Genomic DNA, 14,278 nt, shown 5'->3' with positions numbered 1-14,278 from the left:
GCGGTAAAGCGTGACAGACTCTGTTTATGGGAGTATGCTGTCAGATGTGATACCCGGCTCACCAATAAGGGATGAACTTCCGCCCGCGAAACGGTTATTATGTGTTTGTCCGCCCGACCGTTCCTCGCATGGAGGTTTTCATGCTGTCCATTTGGCATGTGTGTTGGAACGGGCAGCCCAAATATAACGGTGTACATACACCCACGGAGGAATGATTCTATGTCAACTGTAGTCGTTGTGGGAACGCAATGGGGAGACGAAGGAAAAGGTAAAATTACCGACTATCTTTCAGAAAAAGCGGATGTGGTTGCACGTTACCAGGGTGGTAACAATGCAGGACATACCATTCTGATTAATGAGAAAAAATATAAATTAACGATGGTACCATCCGGTATCTTCTATGAAGAAAAAGCATGTGTAATCGGTAACGGTATGGTTATTAACCCGGCTGCACTGATCGAAGAGATCAACTATGTGCACGAAAACGGATTCTCCACCAAAAACCTGACGATCAGCGATCGTGCGCATGTCATTTTGCCATATCACATGGTACTCGACAAGCTCGAAGAAGAACGCAAAGGCCCGAACAAAATCGGTACGACCGGTAAAGGGATCGGCCCTTGTTACATGGATAAAGCAGCCCGTGCCGGTATCCGTATCGCAGACCTGATGGACGCCGAAGAATTCGAACTGAAGCTGCGTCATCTGGTCAAAGAGAAAAATCAGATGATCACACAGGTGTACGGCGGTGAGCCGGTAGATGTGGAAGCGATCCTGCAGGACTATCTCGGTTATGCTGAGACACTGCGTCCTTATGTACGTGATTCTTCTGTTGTACTGAATGATGCCATTGATGAAGGCAAACGTGTACTGTTTGAAGGCGCTCAAGGCGTAATGCTGGATATCGACCAGGGAACATACCCGTTCGTAACATCTTCCAATCCGTCCGCAGGCGGTGTCTGCATCGGTTCCGGCGTAGGTCCTGCCAAGATTCAGCAGGTTATTGGCGTAGCCAAAGCCTACACTACCCGTGTAGGTGATGGTCCTTTCCCTACCGAGCTGCATGATGCAGTAGGCGATCAGATCCGTGAAACGGGTCATGAGTATGGCACTGTTACCGGCCGTCCGCGCCGTGTAGGCTGGTTCGATACGGTAGTAGTGCGTCATGCACGTCGTGTCAGTGGTATTACCGGACTGTCCCTGAACTCTCTGGACGTACTGACTGGTCTGGATACCGTGAAAATCTGCACAGGCTACAAATACCGCGGCGAGTTCATTACCCACTATCCGGCAAGCCTGAAAATGCTGGCGGAATGTGAAGCGGTATACGAAGAAATGCCGGGTTGGAGCGAAGATATTACCGGTGTGAAGACGCTGGAAGAACTGCCGGAGAGCACGCGCAACTATGTGAACCGTGTATCCGAGCTGACCGGTATTCCGATCGCGATCTTCTCGGTTGGACGCAACCGGGAGCAGACGAATCTGGTAGCACCGATTTACGTATAATTGTATTCATATAGGATACTGTGAAATAGCTGTAGATAGACAATAAAGACACAGCGCTATAATAAAAAGGCACCCTGATGGGTGTCTTTTTTGTATATATGCTATGAAAAGTGAAGATTGAAGTGCAGAGAACGAATAGATAACCAGTTCAGATGATTGTGTGAAAGTTGAAAGTTTTGGCGGGATTATGGTAAAGTAAACGGGGAGTTATAAAGGTTAATTTTTTGACATTTTTTGATTACAATTATTCATAATTTACGTGATATTTGACCTTATAAGTCTTTTTCGATGAATCGGATGCAGGGTTAATTGATTGCACCGAATATTGGGAAAAGGCTATTGAACGATAAAATGGAGCCATGCTATAGCACAAAAGGAGACGGTCATGAAAGGTTTGAAAGGTAAACGGGGAACCGGCCAAGCGTCTGAACAGCAGACAGTCCGGGATGAACAGCAAAACAATCAGCAGTCCAGTGAACAACAGGAGACATCGTCCAAATGGTACACGCTTACCGTAGATTCGATTCGCCAGGGGAAAAATAAGGTACGTCGTCGTCTGATTATTGCAGCTGCCAGTGTAGCGGTAGCAGGCGGCCTTGTTTTGGCGGGGAATCATTACGTTACAGCAAACACCACTTCGTACTATGTCGTATATGTCAAAGACAAAGCAATCGGCAGCGTGCTGCAAAAATCGCAGCTGGATAAGCTATTTAATGAAAAGCGCGCCGAATATCAGAAAAAATATCCGGATGCCGCGATGGTATTGAATACGAATGGCATCACCACCACCGAGGAAAAAGCATTCAAAGCCCAGGTGGATTCCGCTTCTACGCTGAAGCAGCTCGATAGTATGCTGACTGCTTATGCCAAGGGTGTACAGGTTGTGATCAATGGCAAAAATATCGGTGTCGTCGATGATCAGAAAACGATTGATCAAGCGCTCAAGCGGGTCCAGGCCAACTATACCCGCAAAGCCGAGACAGCTGCCCAAAATATGAACAAAGCATCTGTGAAAAAGCTCACCCAGAGCTATGCCTACAGCAAAAAGGTCAACAAGCTGGAGTCGGTCAAGCTCAACGAAAAGGTGACCACCAAAGAAATCAAAGCCAATCCGCAAAAGCTATTGAGTAGCAAGGAGCTGGCCAAAGTAATGCTAACCGGCGTAGAATCGCCACTTAAATATACCGTACGTGAAGGGGATACGATCAGTTCGATTGCAGCTGCCTATGATGTATCCCAGCAGGACATTTTCGATAATAATCCGGGTATTCAGGAAACGTCCCTGCAGATCGGGGATGAGCTGACACTGACTGTACCGCAGCCTCCAATCACGGTAACTACCGTCGAGGATTATTCAGAGCAGGTCGTAACAGAGCCAGCCGTAGAGATCCGCAAAAGCGAAACAATGCGTGCCGGTGAATCCAAAGTGGTCTCTGCCGGCAGCAAAGGACTCAAGCGGATCAATTATCGTGTGACCAAGGAAAACGGTCAGATGGTTCGCGAAGAATGGGTAGGCCAGGAAGTAGTCAAGGAAGCTTCACCCAAAATCATTATCAAAGGAACCAAAGTGGTCGTTGGCGAAGGCAGTGGTAACTTTATCTGGCCATCCAGCGGCGCAATAGTAACAAGCCCATTCGGACAGCGCTGGGGTCGTATGCACAAAGGAATCGATATTGTGGGCAGTGCCTCGGTGATGGCTGCCGATGATGGCGTTGTTACTTATGCCGGTACAATGACTGGTTATGGCAATGTGATTATTATCGATCATCGCAATGGCTATGAGACCCTGTATGGTCATCTGAGCCAGATTGATGTCAGCAACGGCGCAGTCGTCGAGCAAGGGCAGCATATCGGCGTGATGGGCAATACAGGCCACTCGACCGGTACACATCTGCACTTTGAGATTCATAGCGGTGGCGCACTACAGAATCCGCTCTCCTATTTGCGTTAATTCCTATCGAAATGGACAGGTCATCTGAATAAGACCTGTCTTATATCAGTGCAGCTTCTGGATCGATCCTCAGAAGCTGCATTTTTTATAGCCATGATATGGTAAAATAAAAAAATCAAAGCAGGTATGAGGTGACTACCCAATGCAGGGAAAAATTCTGGTCGTAGACGACGAACAACCGATAGCAGATATCTTGAAATTCAACCTGGAAAAAGAAGGCTATGAAGTCATATGTGCTTTTGATGGGATCAGTGCGGTAGAGCAGGCTTTTGCCGAGGAACCGGATCTTATCCTGCTGGATCTGATGCTGCCCGGCAAGGATGGGATGGACGTGTGCCGCGAAGTGCGTACCCGTCTGGATATGCCTATCATTATGCTGACTGCCAAGGACGCCGAGATCGACAAAGTGCTTGGACTGGAGCTGGGCGCCGATGATTATGTGACCAAGCCGTTCAGCACCCGTGAGCTGCTGGCCCGGGTCAAAGCCCATGTGCGCCGCCAGCAGAAAAAAGCGCCTGTAGCCGCCGCCGCTGTACCGGAAGTACCGGAGGAGAAAAACGGACTGGCTTTATTTGAATTATTTATCGATACGGATATGTATCTGGTGTATAAAAGCGGAGAGCCGCTTGATCTGACTCACCGCGAATATGAACTGGTCTATTATATGGCCAAAAATGCTGGCAGGGTAATGACACGCGAGCATCTGCTGCAAGCGGTATGGGGATTTGAATACTTTGGAGATGTGCGTACAGTCGATGTAACGATTCGCCGTCTGCGGGAGAAGATCGAGGATGATCCGAGCAAGCCGGAATATATCCTGACCCGTCGTGGACTCGGCTATATGATGCGCAGTCCAAAAGCAGGAGGATGGTAAGGTGAAGCGCAGGCTTCGGCTGCTGCCAGGATTCAGCCGCACGATTCAGGCGCGGCTGATCATTATTTATGTGCTGCTCATTTTGATTGCGATGCAGCTGATCGGTGTTTATTTTGTAAGTTCAATGAAAAACTCCCTCACCAGCAACTTTACCCAGGATCTGCAGGAGCGGGCTGAGCTATTGTCGGTACTTGCTGCCGATAAATGGTCGGGCAGCGGAGAGACCGGTGCCAACTCGGTTAGCGATCTGAAGCTGATGGTGGATAATCTCTATAATATGAGCGGTACCGAGATCCAGGAAATCCAACTGCTCGATGTGAGCGGACGTATCGTTATCTCGTCGCTGGATTCCGACTCCAATACGGAAGCACGCCGCAATACGCAGACGGTAGTCAGTCGTGCTCTACAGGGAATCAGTGATAATGAAGAATATATTATCGATGAGACCGGCGAACGCAAACGGGTGGTAGCCGAGCCGATCATGAGCGGCAATCGTACAGTAGGTGCCGTCTATATTGTCGCGTCGATGGCCGAGCTATATGACACGATGAAGCGGATTAACGGGATCTTCCTGTCGGGACTGCTGATCGCACTGGCACTGACAGCCGTACTCGGCGTTATTCTGGCTCATACCATTACCCAGCCGATCAAGGAAATGACCCGGCGGGCCAAACAGGTGGCCGAAGGGGACTTTGACCATCATATGACCGTGTACAGTAATGACGAGATCGGACAGCTGAGCGAAGCTTTTAACTATATGACGAGCCGCCTGCGGGATGCGCTGGCCCAGAACGAAGAGGAAAAAGACAAGCTGGCCTCCATACTGAAAAATATGAGTGATGGCGTGATCGCGACCGATGAGCATGGCTGCGTGATTCTGGTCAACCGGGTAGCAGGAGCCATGCTGGATACGAGCGAGCAGGATATCACCGGCAAAACGCTGCTGGAGCTGCTGCCTTTATCCGAACAGGATCGCAGCAAGCTGCAGGCAGGTACGCTGCGTCATGTCATTTTGAAAATGGGACAGGAAGAAGAAGGCAATACTTCGATCATCCGCGTCACCTTCAGTCCGATTCACCGGCGCAAAGACAATATCGCAGGTGTGATTGCCGTATTGCAGGATGTCACCGACCAGGAGAAGCTGGAAGGTGCACGGCGCGAGTTTGTCGCCAATGTCTCGCATGAGCTCCGTACGCCGCTCACGACGATCAAGAGCTATACCGAAGCGCTGGAAGACGGCGCACTCGATGAACGGGCACTTGCCGAACGCTTTATAGGCGTGATTCGCAATGAAACCCAGCGCATGATCCGGCTTGTCAGCGATCTGCTGCATTTGTCCCGTCTCGATTCCAGCGAAGCCATGATGCGTAAGCAGCGTACGAATGTACTGGAGCTGCTGGAGGATACAATCGATCGTTTCTTTGTCCAGATGAAACAAAAAGATATTCGTTCATCGATCGATATGCAGCCGGAAGTGGGCAGTGTATGGATCGACCGGGATCAGATGGATCAGGTGCTCGACAATCTGGTCTCCAATGCACTCAAATACACGCCCGACGGCGGCAGTATCAAGCTGGCTGCACGCTGTACGAATGACGGAATGCTGGCATTGTCTGTGGAGGATACCGGTATCGGTATTCCCAAGCAGGATCTGGGACGAATCTTTGAACGCTTTTACCGGGTGGATAAAGCCCGTTCCCGCAATATGGGCGGTACCGGACTTGGACTGTCTATTGCCCGGGAAATGGTGCGTGCCCATGACGGTACGATTGAGCTGGATTCCGAGCTGGGGCAGGGTACAACCGTGACCGTTATGCTGCCTCTGCATGAGGAAGGAGAGGGTATGAGTTGAGAGAAAATATCAAATCATGTGCACTCATGCTTCTGATTGTACTCAGTCTGATCCAGAGTTATTTCCTGATCTACCGGATGCCCGGTGCCGATTCGGTTGCCAATTCGGAAGCAGGCTATGTGCAGGCAGAAGATATTGGACCACGTTCCGATATCGAGAACCTGGTGTTTCCGGATCAGATGATTATTCACAAGTCGGGAAATCGGCATACGATTTTCTATCCTTCTTCATCCAATTACAATTCGATCTACACCGATCTCAAAAATAGCAGCTTCGGACAATTCCGCCGTCTGCCACTGCAGAGCATGAACTGGAATGCGATCCGTAGTGAAGCTGGCATCGAACTGACTTTTAACAGCGGTATTCCGGTCAGTCTTCTGGAGCGCAGCATGAATCTGAATCCGGATTCGCTGTTTGAAGGAGATGCGGTGAATCGTATCCTGATCTATAACGCTGCCGAGAACAATGTGCCGCGGGCGTTCTTTTTCAGTGCCGGTGGCGATGTGGTCTATGAAGCGACCGATATAAAATGGACCAGCCAGGATGTGCTGAAGCATGTACTGCTTGGTGAAAATGGTATCAATTATCAGTATGCTGCAGGTGGATATTATGTACCGCAGACCGGTCTGAGCATTCCGACCATCACGCTCAAGCTGGATAGTCTGACGACCGAGCAGATGCAGCGCAATCTGTTTTTTGATCCGGGAGCGACGCGGAATATTAACGAAGAGAACGGTACGGAAATCTATACGGACAGCAAGCGCAGTCTGCAGGTAGATACCCGACAGAGATGGATGACCTACACCGATCCTACCGCACCGACAACCGGCACCAACAGCGTAGTCGATAATGTACTATCGGCAGTGGAATTTGTAAACCAGCATGGTGGCTGGCCGGGTACGTATATGCTGAATATGAGCAGTACGGATAACAAGAAAGGCTTTACGTTCCGCCAGTATTATCATTCGTATCCGATTATGGATACGGACAAGCTCCGGTTCGGCTATATGCGGCTGATGGTGGAATACAATACCGTTTCTTCCTATGAGCGTTCCCTGCTGTATCTGACAGCCGATCAACAGCTGGCCGATCAGCCGCTGTCGTCCAATTCGCAGATTCAGGTGCTGCCGGGTGGTCCACAGCTGATCAACCTGCTGCAAAAGCAGGTTCCTGCCGGTCAGACCGTGAGCAATCTGTCTCCGGCTTATCGTCCGACGCTCGGTAATGGCGTAGTCGTTCTGACGCCGGTATGGATGGCGGAGCTGCAGGACGGCAGACATCTGCTCATAGAGTTAAATCACAAATTGTAATCAAGCGGGAGGTCCAAGATGGATTGGGGAAGAGCCAAAAGCGTATTGATCAGCGCCTTTTTACTGCTGAATATCATATTGGGTTACCAGCTCTGGATGGATATACGTGATCAGGCCCAATCCAATCTGGATATTGCCTCCCTCAGTGAAAATGCACAGCGGGCCCTGGAGAACAAGCATGTTCAGGTGACTGCCCAGATTCCAAGAGAAACACCCATTTTGCCCGAAATGATCTACCGCAGCAGTGCGCCGGCTGTACAGCAGCCGGTGAAGCTGTCGCGTCCGGTGGACAGCCAGCTTATTTTTAATGAAGACGAGCTGAAAAGTCAGCTGAATGGCGAGATTCAGAACATAAACAAGTATCAGTATGATCCGTTTATTACCGAAGAAGGAATTTTTGTGATGCATCCGCTTATAAATAACGATTTACCCCTGTTTAATGCGAATCTGGAGCTGTATTATAGTAATCAGAAGATTATTTCCTACACTGCCCCGCAGTTGATGGTGGATGGCGAGAATGAAGGACAGCCAAGACAGGAGATTTTGTCGGCATCCGTAGCGCTGGGTACTTTGATTGAAAAAGAACTGCCGGATAACGCGGTAGTGAAAGATATATCGCTGGGTTTCTATGGTCAACCGCTGGACAGCAGCCGGTTCAAAGCCGAACCGGTCTGGAGAATTGTACTGGAAAGCGGCGAAATCTATTATGTACAGGGAATAAACGGGGAGGTTATGAGAGCCCCGGCGGCAGAAAATGAGGAGTAGACATAAATGATAGGCATACATGGTATACAATTTACAGTATTATCGAGTGGCTCCACAGGCAATGCCACTATCGTTCGCAACAAAGACGCGGCCATCCTGATCGATGCCGGACTCAGTGCCAAACGGATCGATGAGCTGATGCGTGAGCGGGAGATGACCGGGGAAGAACTGAACGGTATTCTGGTCACCCACGAACACTCCGATCATGTCAAAGGACTGGGCGCAGTCGCGCGCAAGTATCAGCTGCCGATCTACGCCAACGAGAAGACCTGGATGGCTATCGAGCGGGCAGTCGGCAAAATTACTCCCGAGCAAAAGCAGATTATGCAGACGGGAGACTTTCTGACTTTTGGTTCGCTGCGAATCGAGTCATTCGGCATCTCGCATGATGCGGCTGAACCGGTGGGCTACTTTTTCCGGGATGGCGCCCAGAAGCTCAGCGTAGCAACCGATCTTGGTTATGTCAGCGACAAGGTGATGCAGAGTATCTCCGATTCGGATGTGCTTGTGCTGGAAGCCAATCACGATATCGAAATGCTGCGCATGGGTCGTTACCCGTGGAACACCAAGCGGCGTATTTTGAGCGATGTGGGCCACCTGTCCAATGACGCGGCTGGCGAAGCGCTCAGTGAACTGCTTTGCAAAAAAATGAAACGTACGTATCTGGCCCATCTCAGCCGTGATCATAATATGATGGAAATCGCCAAAATGACCGTCAGAGATGCGATGGAGAGTAGAGGCTGCTTTTTCAAAGACAGCGAATTTCAGCTGTGTGCCACCTATTATGATCGTCCTACACCATGGGATATGCTCAGTGAAACCTATGTACCCGAGGAAATATTATAATCCGGCGTTTGAACAGCAGGGAACCGCAGGTAATAGATAAGGCACAGCAGAAGAACGCAGAGGGGCGATAAGCATGGCATTGTTTGATGATGATTTCTATTCCACCAAAGTGCCGCGAAAATCCCGGCGCCAGGCTCCGCTTTCCCCTTCCTATCCGGTTCCCCGCTCGTTTCGCGTACAGCCGCGCAGATCGTCTATGCTGAAGATCGTGCTGGTTAGTGCATTGACGAGTGCAGTTACCGTATTCGCCGTACTGGGAGCCTTGATCTGGTATCACAACAGCTACCCTGCTGCTGCATCAGCCAGTATGCTGCCGCTGGAGCAGACCGGAGGCAATCCGTATGAGCAGCTGACCCGGGTAGCCGAGCAGGTACGTCCGGCAGTGGTCAGTATTGTGAATTACCAGAATGGAGAAAAGGAACTGGATACGCCGCCTGCACTGGATGAATCAGCGCTAGGTTCGGGCGTTATTTTCCGCAAAGAAGGTGGCAAAGCCTATATTGTCACCAATAATCATGTCATCTCCGATGCCGATGAAGTCGATGCTGTCTTAACCGATGGCACAATGCTCAAGGCTACGGTCGTGGGTGCCGACTTTATCAGCGATATCGCTGTGCTGTCGGTCAGTGCCAAAGATGTGGATACTGTCGCCCCGATCGGGGACTCGGATCAGCTGCAGCTGGGCGAGACCGTGCTGGCTATTGGCAATCCGCTCGGGTTTAATGGTACGATGACATCAGGGATTGTCAGTTATGACAACCGATTGATCCCTGTATCGCTCAACCAGGATGGCAATTACGACTGGGAGCAGAATGTGATTCAGACCGATGCGGCTATTAACGAAGGCAATAGCGGCGGTGCACTCGTCAATCTCAGCGGCCAGGTGATCGGGATCAACACGATGAAAATCGCCGATACCGGCGTCGAAGGACTGGGCTTTGCGATTCCGATCAACGAAGTGATGGACAATGCCGAGCAATTGATGAAAAACGGCAAAATTAATCGTCCGTATCTCGGTGTATACAGCGTCGATCTGGATAATGAGTATGCCTACCGTTCCTATGACGAAGAAGAACCGGAATCCAAAAAGCCGGAGCTTCCGGATAGTGTCAAAGAAGGCGCAGTAGTCGTCGAAGCCAGCGGACCTGCCAAAGCAGCAGGACTCGCAGCCGATGATGTCATCGTCCAGCTGGACCGGGAAAAAGTCGGCTCCACCCTCGAGCTGCGCAAATATCTGTATAATCACAAAAAAGCCGGAGATACACTCAAAGTTACGTATTACCGCAGCGGAGCCAAGAAGACGGTAAATGTCACTCTGGAATCCCAGCCGGATAATCATAAATAACCAACTCAGTACACACCGGAAAGGAAGCTTGAAACTATTGATGTATGTCGTATGCAAAGATCATGTGGAAGAGGCGCTGGAAGCGTTTGTGGATGAATTCGAAGATGCTCCGGATGTCGTAGATCTGAAAGAAACCGAATTCTCGGACTGGGACCCGCCCGCCAAATGTATTTATTGCGATCAGCATGGCGAGTTTCTGGTCGTCTGATAGACCGGATCGTTCCGGATGATACACAGCCCGTCCTTTTGCCTGCTCCGCACCGGAGACAGGAGGGACGGGTCAAGCTGATAGAGAGAGACAACGAATGCCTTACACTACTATATAACAGCCAGACATTCCATTAGCGCGTACTGATCATGACGGAACAAAGGGGAAAGGACCGGATATCACGGTCCTTGTTTCTTGTTGCCCTCAGAGCCGTAGGCTTTTTTTTCATTTACGACTTTGCTGTAAACCAATTTTAACTGCTTTGAGACGATTGCTGCAGAATACTTGGATATAATGGGACATGTCGGTTTATGCGCTGTCAGTATGCAGAATCAGAATGCCCAGGGAAAGGAAAGGAATAATGATAGACATCAGGTATGGAATGCTCACAACGAAACAAAAGGAACCGCAGCGACAGAGAGAAAAGTATACCGGCGAATCGGCCGGTTTGAATATACATAGAGGGCGGTGGGTATATGCCTAAGCCGCTCCAGCAACACCGTTATATGCCAGGGCTGGATGGCCTCCGGGCATTCGCCGTACTGGCTGTTATTATCTATCACCTGAATACCGATTGGGCGCCGGGCGGACTGCTGGGTGTCGGTATTTTCTTCGTATTATCCGGTTATCTGATTACGGATATTCTGGCCGGACAGTGGGAACGCCACCACCGCTTTGCCATGAAGGATTTCTGGATTCGGCGTGCACGTAGACTGTTGCCAGCGATGTTCGCCATGATCGCCGTGGTAGCTATCTGGTGTCTGATCGGCGACCATTCCAGACTTAGCGCGCTGGCTGGAGATATTCCGGCAGCACTGCTGTATATTAGCAACTGGTGGTTTATTTTTCATAAAGTATCGTACTTTGAGAGCTTCGGACCGGCTTCACCGCTTGGACATCTATGGTCACTGGCTGTAGAGGAGCAGTTCTATCTGCTATGGCCGTTCCTGCTGCTGCTCGGACTGAAGTTCCTGCCCAAGAGGGGTAATCTGGCTGGCTGGATTCTCAGCCTGTCCATTATCTCGGCGCTGCTCATGGCCGTCATCTATGTGCCGGGCGAGGACCCGAGCCGTGTGTATTACGGAACAGACACGCGAATCTTCGCCCTGCTGATCGGTGCAGCGCTGGCGATTGTCTGGCCGAGCATGAAGCTCAAGACCAATGTCTCCGCACCGGCCCAGCATGTATTAGATGCAGCGGGTACCATCTCACTGCTGGTACTGATCTGGCTGGTGTGGCATACGAATGAGTATCAGCCATTTCTGTATCGTGGAGGTATGCTGCTCATCGCTATAATAACCGCGATCCTGATCGCCGTACTGGCCCATCCGGCGAGCCGTCTGGCGGTAATCGTCGGCAGCAAGCCGCTGCGCTGGTTAGGCAGGCGCTCGTACGGGCTGTACCTCTGGCATTTCCCGGTTATTACGCTCAGTACGCCGCAGGTCAGCACGGAAGAGCCTTCGATTCTGCGAGCCGTTATCCAGGTTGCTGTTAGTCTGGCACTCGCCGAGCTGAGCTGGAGATATGTCGAAGAACCGGTTCGCAGAAATGGATTCCGTCAGACGCTGAACCGCACCTATGCACAGCGCAGCCAATGGCGTAATTCCCGCTCCTGGATATACGGCGGGGGTGCTGCCATGCTGTTCGTCGTATCGGCGCTGGTGCTGGGACATGTCGTCTCCAGTTCTGCACCCAAAGTCGATCCGCAGCAGCCGCAGTCTGTATTTATTGTCGGCAAGCCAGCTTCGACAGAAGACAAGTCCGACTCCAAAACAGATAAAATGCCCAAGGAAGTGGCAAGTACTGTGAAGCCCAAGGACGAGACAGATGCTAAAGACAGTACAGCCGAACAGCCTGCCGGAGACAAAGAAAAGACAGACACGCCGGATAGCACAACGGCCGACAGTACAGATGAACCGACGAGCAAGCCATCCTCCGGCAGAACGACAGGATCAAGCAGCCTGAACTCGGGCAGTACCAAGGAATCGGCGTCCAATCAGCAGAGTAAGCTGACATCGGCTGCCGATCAGAATGCATCCGATCCTGCAGCTGCTACAAACAAGAAAGTGCTGGACAAAATCGTCTCCGGCGACGGCGTAACCGCGATTGGGGATTCGGTTATGCTGGATGTCGCTCGTCACCTCAGCGAAGTGATGCCGGGCATTACGATCGACGGCCGTGTAGGCCGCCAGATGACCGAAGCCCCGGCAGAAATCCAGCAGCTGCGCCGCAGTGGTCACCTGGGCTCCAAGGTGATTATCGAGCTCGGTACCAATGGTTCCTTTACCCGGGAACAGCTGGAAGGTCTACTGGATGAACTGGGCGATGTGAAGAAGATTATCCTGGTAAATACCCGCGTGCCGCGTCCATGGGAGACGCTCGTAAATGATACGATCAATGCGGTAGCTGCGGAAGATCCGCGTATTACCGTGGTGGACTGGTATTCGGCGAGCAAGGGACAGGACAGCTTCTTCGCGACTGACGGTGTGCATGTGAATCCATCAGGTGCCAAGGTATTTGCTACACTGGTAGCCAATGCGATTGCTGGTAAGTAGATCGTCCGTAGAAATAAATATACTCATGATCATTCGTAGGGATGATCATGAGTATATTTAACTGGATTTAGAGGATATATTTTACAATTCATACCGAAGTCCTATACAACTGCCTTAACAGACTTCCGATAATATTAAAGGAAGAATTACAAGTGCTCCCTCTGGGCCGACTGCCATTCAGTCAGCGTGGAGGGAGTTTTTAATTGATACGGATCATTTTAATTCAGTAATACGGTCTGTTTTTTTCATCCATTGCACGTACTTGTTCTTCCAATACACGTATTATTCGATTTTGCCGATACAAGATCGGAGAAGTAACTATGATGAAAAAAATGATAACTCCTATGATCATATTAAGCCTCCTTATGTAGGTGAGTCGTATAAATAGTCTACATAAAAGAATGTATTCATTCAAAATAAAATTTAAAAGTAAAGTATACGTGTTTTTTTGAAATGATGAAAGATCATAGTAGCAGACTCTACCCGGATATCTGGTATGATAATAACATGTGAGTTCCAGCGACGGACGACTATACAGAGACAGTAGAATTCAGGAGGATATCGATGTTCATACAGATTATTGGAGTAGGCAAGCTTAAGGAAAAATATCTCGTACAGGGAATCGCCGAGTACGCCAAGCGGCTGACCCCATATATCAAATTCCAGGTGATCGAAGTTAGTGACGAGAAGGCACCGGATACACTCAGTGATGCCGAGGTACGGATTGTGAAGGACAAGGAAGGCGAGCGAATCCTGGCACAGATCAAGCCGGATGCGCATGTGATTACACTGACGCTGGACGGCAAGCTGTGGAGCTCCGAGGATCTGGCAGCCGAGATCGATAAGCTCGGTACATATGGTAGCAGCCATGTGGTATTTGTGATTGGCGGCAGTCATGGGATTGGGGATGAAGTGCTGAAGCGGGCGCAGCAGAAGCTGTGCTTTGGACGGATGACGCTGCCGCATCAGCTGATGCGATTGGTACTGGTAGAGCAGATTTACCGGGCGGTGAAGATTAACAGGGGTGAGCCGTATCATAAATAGGGTGAACTGGTGAGAATTATCG

11 protein-coding genes are annotated in these 14,278 nt (G+C 50.3%); all 11 read left to right on the top strand.

The annotated features are described in order from the left end of the window. The first annotated feature begins 219 nt into the window (after positions 1 to 219). Entirely contained in the window at positions 220 to 1,506 is a 1,287-nt protein-coding gene (locus AR543_RS02730) for an adenylosuccinate synthase (RefSeq protein WP_017815423.1), read from the top strand. Between the two features lie 385 nt (positions 1,507 to 1,891). Continuing rightward, positions 1,892 to 3,457, top strand: a complete 1,566-nt coding sequence (locus tag AR543_RS02725; RefSeq protein ID WP_060531636.1) for a peptidoglycan DD-metalloendopeptidase family protein — start codon at positions 1,892 to 1,894, stop codon at positions 3,455 to 3,457. Between the two features lie 142 nt (positions 3,458 to 3,599). Continuing rightward, complete coding sequence (gene yycF, locus AR543_RS02720) at positions 3,600 to 4,331, top strand: response regulator YycF (protein WP_060531634.1); 732 nt, start codon at positions 3,600 to 3,602, stop codon at positions 4,329 to 4,331. 1 nt (position 4,332) lies between these two features. Then, positions 4,333 to 6,183 carry a cell wall metabolism sensor histidine kinase WalK gene (gene walK / locus AR543_RS02715; RefSeq protein WP_060531632.1) on the top strand — a complete coding sequence of 617 codons (1,851 nt, stop codon included), beginning with the start codon at positions 4,333 to 4,335 and terminating at the stop codon, positions 6,181 to 6,183. Beyond that, on the top strand, positions 6,180 to 7,493 hold the full coding sequence (locus tag AR543_RS02710) for a YycH family regulatory protein (protein ID WP_060531630.1): 1,314 nt from the start codon (positions 6,180 to 6,182) through the stop codon (positions 7,491 to 7,493). Before walK ends, AR543_RS02710 begins: the two co-directional genes overlap by 4 nt. An 18-nt stretch (positions 7,494 to 7,511) precedes the next feature. After that, positions 7,512 to 8,258 (top strand): two-component system regulatory protein YycI, encoded by a 747-nt coding sequence (gene yycI, locus AR543_RS02705; protein ID WP_060531629.1) that lies wholly within the window; start codon positions 7,512 to 7,514, stop codon positions 8,256 to 8,258. A gap of 6 nt (positions 8,259 to 8,264) precedes the next feature. Further along, positions 8,265 to 9,104 (top strand): MBL fold metallo-hydrolase, encoded by an 840-nt coding sequence (locus tag AR543_RS02700; protein ID WP_060531627.1) that lies wholly within the window; start codon positions 8,265 to 8,267, stop codon positions 9,102 to 9,104. A gap of 73 nt (positions 9,105 to 9,177) precedes the next feature. Further along, the gene (locus tag AR543_RS02695) at positions 9,178 to 10,449 is read left to right on the top strand and encodes a S1C family serine protease (protein ID WP_060531625.1); all 1,272 of its coding nucleotides are present in this window, start codon (positions 9,178 to 9,180) and stop codon (positions 10,447 to 10,449) included. A 40-nt stretch (positions 10,450 to 10,489) separates the two neighbouring features. Continuing rightward, entirely contained in the window at positions 10,490 to 10,657 is a 168-nt protein-coding gene (locus AR543_RS02690) for a CxxH/CxxC protein (RefSeq protein ID WP_017815415.1), read from the top strand. 476 nt (positions 10,658 to 11,133) lie between these two features. Next, positions 11,134 to 13,212, top strand: a complete 2,079-nt coding sequence (locus tag AR543_RS02685) for an acyltransferase family protein (RefSeq protein WP_060531623.1) — start codon at positions 11,134 to 11,136, stop codon at positions 13,210 to 13,212. A gap of 564 nt (positions 13,213 to 13,776) precedes the next feature. Continuing rightward, the gene (gene rlmH / locus AR543_RS02680) at positions 13,777 to 14,256 is read left to right on the top strand and encodes a 23S rRNA (pseudouridine(1915)-N(3))-methyltransferase RlmH (RefSeq protein ID WP_046212405.1); all 480 of its coding nucleotides are present in this window, start codon (positions 13,777 to 13,779) and stop codon (positions 14,254 to 14,256) included. Positions 14,257 to 14,278: the final 22 nt, after the last annotated feature.

Origin of the sequence: Paenibacillus bovis (genome assembly GCF_001421015.2) — a bacterium.
GTDB lineage: Bacteria > Bacillota > Bacilli > Paenibacillales > Paenibacillaceae > Saccharibacillus > Saccharibacillus bovis.
This window is presented reverse-complemented; position numbering and strand designations above follow the sequence as displayed.

Excerpts from the sequence above, each read along its gene's own strand:
- AR543_RS02730 (WP_017815423.1), top strand. The coding sequence starts at position 220 with ATGTCAACTGTAGTCGTTGTGGGAACGCAATGGGGAGACGAAGGAAAA.
- AR543_RS02725 (WP_060531636.1), top strand. The coding sequence starts at position 1,892 with ATGAAAGGTTTGAAAGGTAAACGGGGAACCGGCCAAGCGTCTGAACAG.
- yycF (WP_060531634.1), top strand. The coding sequence starts at position 3,600 with ATGCAGGGAAAAATTCTGGTCGTAGACGACGAACAACCGATAGCAGAT.
- yycI (WP_060531629.1), top strand. The coding sequence starts at position 7,512 with ATGGATTGGGGAAGAGCCAAAAGCGTATTGATCAGCGCCTTTTTACTG.
- AR543_RS02700 (WP_060531627.1), top strand. The coding sequence starts at position 8,265 with ATGATAGGCATACATGGTATACAATTTACAGTATTATCGAGTGGCTCC.
- AR543_RS02695 (WP_060531625.1), top strand. The coding sequence starts at position 9,178 with ATGGCATTGTTTGATGATGATTTCTATTCCACCAAAGTGCCGCGAAAA.
- AR543_RS02690 (WP_017815415.1), top strand. The coding sequence starts at position 10,490 with ATGTATGTCGTATGCAAAGATCATGTGGAAGAGGCGCTGGAAGCGTTT.
- AR543_RS02685 (WP_060531623.1), top strand. The coding sequence starts at position 11,134 with ATGCCTAAGCCGCTCCAGCAACACCGTTATATGCCAGGGCTGGATGGC.
- rlmH (WP_046212405.1), top strand. The coding sequence starts at position 13,777 with ATGTTCATACAGATTATTGGAGTAGGCAAGCTTAAGGAAAAATATCTC.